5 protein-coding genes are annotated in these 3,127 nt (G+C 57.0%); 1 reads left to right on the top strand and 4 read right to left on the bottom strand.

All coding sequences use genetic code 11. From position 1 onward, the window contains the following. The 4 genes from ACTG34_RS04515 to phnG form a co-directional block, all read right to left on the bottom strand. On the bottom strand, positions 1-521 hold a 521-nt coding region (locus ACTG34_RS04515), incomplete at its 3' end, for an alpha-D-ribose 1-methylphosphonate 5-phosphate C-P-lyase PhnJ (RefSeq protein WP_439103813.1). Continuing rightward, complete coding sequence (locus tag ACTG34_RS04510; protein ID WP_439103812.1) at positions 518-1,606, bottom strand: carbon-phosphorus lyase complex subunit PhnI; 1,089 nt, start codon at positions 1,604-1,606, stop codon at positions 518-520. The genes ACTG34_RS04515 and ACTG34_RS04510, both read right to left, overlap by 4 nt. Beyond that, positions 1,606-2,190 (bottom strand): phosphonate C-P lyase system protein PhnH, encoded by a 585-nt coding sequence (gene phnH / locus ACTG34_RS04505; protein ID WP_439103811.1) that lies wholly within the window; start codon positions 2,188-2,190, stop codon positions 1,606-1,608. The genes ACTG34_RS04510 and phnH overlap by 1 nt, the downstream gene beginning before the upstream one ends. Beyond that, complete coding sequence (phnG, locus tag ACTG34_RS04500) at positions 2,190-2,645, bottom strand: phosphonate C-P lyase system protein PhnG (protein WP_439103810.1); 456 nt, start codon at positions 2,643-2,645, stop codon at positions 2,190-2,192. Before phnG ends, phnH begins: the two co-directional genes overlap by 1 nt. 94 nt (positions 2,646-2,739) lie before the next feature. Between phnG and ACTG34_RS04495 the strand changes: the two genes are divergently transcribed. After that, the coding region (locus tag ACTG34_RS04495) for a GntR family transcriptional regulator (RefSeq protein ID WP_439103809.1) at positions 2,740-3,127 on the top strand (388 nt) is incomplete at its 3' end.

The following is a 3,127-nucleotide window of genomic DNA, read 5'->3' as shown; positions in this document are numbered from 1 at the left end:
ACCGGATAAGCATAAGCGGTGGCAATATTGCCGTGACGCGCGATGTCCTCGTAAAGTTTGACGTGCATAAGGCCATATTCTTCCAAGGCGTGCATCTTGCGCGTCTCTGTCTCGCGTGGTTCCAAAAACCGCAGTGGCTCGGGGATAGGCACTTGGTAGACGAGGATCTGCCCTTCGGTCAGTGGGGCCTCGGGAATACGGTGACGCGTCTGGATCACCGTGGCCTGTGCCGTTTTCTCGGTTGTCTGTACGCCCGCCGTTGTCTCGAAAAATTTGCGGATAGAGACCGCGTTTGTGGTATCGTCGGCCCCTTGGTCAATGACTTTGAACCTGTCATCAGGGGTTAAGCAGGCGGCAGAGACCTGAACCCCGCCCGTGCCCCATCCATATGGCATGGGCATCTCGCGCGAGGCAAAAGGCACTTGATAACCCGGAATGGCGATGCCTTTTAGAATGGCACGACGGATCATCCGCTTGGTCTGTTCATCGAGATAGGCGAAATTATAGGCTTGGTCAGTCATTGGGCCGCCTCCTGCGTTTGCATGTCCACGGCCTCACGGCGCAGCTTTCGGACCAATTCCATCTCGGACTGGAAGTCGACGTAGTGAGGCAACTTGATGTGCTCCAGAAAGCCCGTGGCCTGAATGTTGTCAGAGTGGCTCAGAACGAATTCCTCGTCTTGCGCGGGTGCGCCAAGGTTGTCTTCGCCAAGTTCCTCCCAGCGCAAAGCGCGATCGACAAGCGCCATAGAAATTGCCTTTCGCTCAGTCTGTCCGAACACCAATCCGTAGCCACGGGTGAATTGGGGCGGCTCGGATTTGGAGCCCGTAAACTGGTTCACTGTCTCGCATTCGGTCACGGTGATCTCGCCGATCTCGATGGCAAACCCAAGTGCAGGTATGTCCATTTCAACCGCGACTTTACCGATGCGCAATTCACCTACGAACGGGTGGTTGCGCGCATAACCGCGCTGTGTGGAATAGGCCATCGACAAGACAAACCCTTCGTCTCCACGGGTGAGGGCCTGTAGGCGCAACGCACGCCCTGCAGGATATTGCATCGGTGCGCGCGTCATATCGGGTGGTGTGGCGTCACAGGAATTTTCGGGTTGAATGATCCCCTCATCTTTCAGGTAGTCCGTCACGCGGGGCATCTGCGCAGGCGTACTCGCCTGCCTTTCCGCCTCACAGGGCCCGCCCTCGGCAGCCAGTTTGAAATCCAGTAGGCGGTGTGTGTAGTCAAAGGTCGGCCCAAGCACCTGCCCCCCTGGTACATCTTTGAAGGTCGCCGAAATGCGGCGATCGCAGATCATCGAACCCGTGTCGATCGGGCGAGAGTAGCCCAAACGTGGTAATGTTGTACGGTACGCACGGATCAGGAAAATCGCTTCGATCAAATCGCCGCGCGATTGCTTGATCGCCAATGCGGCGAGATCGGGATCATACAACGACCCTTCAGCCATCACCCGATTAACCCCGAGCGTTAGTTGCTCGCGAATTTGTGTCACTGACAATTCGGCAACCGATGTATCCCCGCGCCGCTCTTCGTCAAGCCACGCATGAGCGTTGTCGATGGCGCGTTCGCCTCCCTTTACTGCAACATACATTACAGCACCTCCTTAGCGTCGAAATCGACACGGGTTGTCCGCGGCAGGCCGGCAACTTTTGTGCCCGCGGTGAAATAGAAATCAAGGCCCAGAGGAAAAAGAGAGGCATTGCGCACAAAGACATCCGAGCGCGGAAGATTGAGTGCCGCGCGGTCCTTGATCCCTGGACCAGTCAGTGCCGCCCCGCATGCGGTTAGCCTGTCCATCTCGACGATCACCGTGGTCGACCGGTCAGGGTATTCGGCGGTACCGATTGCAAACTGATCAACCGCCGAGAGATCGTCCCATGCACCAACAACAACCGCAGCATGATGCGCACCAACAAGAGGCGCCCCTGTATGAAACGTCACCCAATCGCGCACAACGGCACAATCAAATGCGCCGCTAAGATGCAACGGTGTTTCAGGGTCACAAAGCGTTAGGATCAACGTTGCAGCTGCCGCCGACAATGGCGCAGGTCCGCTTGCGCCGTGAATGTTGTGGATTGTCCCTGGACGCGCGAGAGCCTCCAAAAGCGCCCGAAAGGCGTGAGCCGACTGCACGGGGGCATTGGTGAAACCGCCACTTAGAGCTTGGATTTCCATTAGTCTTCCCCTCGCACCATGGTGAAAAATTCAACCTTTGTCGCAGCCGCTTTTTGGGCGCGATTTTCACGAGTAGCCGCCATCTCGGTTTCAATCGGATCGAGAACACAGGCGCGCAACTTAGCTGACAACGCCGTTTGCATCATGGCGTCCATCATTGCTGCGCGGCGTGCATGGTCCTTGTCTCGTCCTTGGATATAGCCATGTCCGACCTCACCACTGCCGAGCGTCAGAGCACAGCGCGTCACGGACATCTCACCCATATTGAATTGCGCGCCCGTGCCGCCCGCACGCCCACGGACCATCACAGCTCCGACTTCGGGCGGTTGCAGCCAAGTAAAAGCAGGATGCACATTGGCGGCGTCCATTAGTTCAGCGAGACGTGCCGCTGGCGCCTTGGCCAACAGGCTCATCCACGCCTGTCTTTGTTTTTGATCACGGGTCAAATCGGGCATTAGACATCTTGTCCATATATCTATACAACTATACAAATAATACAGAGTCGATACAGGAGTCGGCAAGACAAGTGTTATGAAGGTTTAGTGACAAATGGCACGCACCCCGATCTGGAAATCCATCGCATCCACCGTGCTACGCGAGATTGCTGAGGGGATCTATCCCGAAGGAAGCAAGCTCCCGACCGAGGCAGCACTGGCCATGCGGTTCGGCGTGAACCGTCACACAGTACGCCGCGCCTTGGCCGATCTGTCCGATGGTGGCGCAGTACATTCACGCCGCGGCTCGGGCGTTTTTGTCACATCGGCCCCGACCGATTACCCCATTGCAAAGCGCACGCGGTTTCATCGCAATATTGCCGCCACGGGGCGCCTCGCACACAAACTTGCATTACGGGTTGAAGTCCGTGCAAGCACGCGCGTGGAGGCCGATGCATTGGCGATTGACGTGGGAGATCTTGTAACAGTCTATGAAGGGCTGT

The organism is Celeribacter marinus (assembly GCF_965656515.1).
GTDB lineage: Bacteria > Pseudomonadota > Alphaproteobacteria > Rhodobacterales > Rhodobacteraceae > Celeribacter > Celeribacter marinus_D.
The sequence above is the reverse complement of the archived record's forward strand: the minus strand, read 5'-3'. Positions and strand labels throughout refer to the sequence as shown.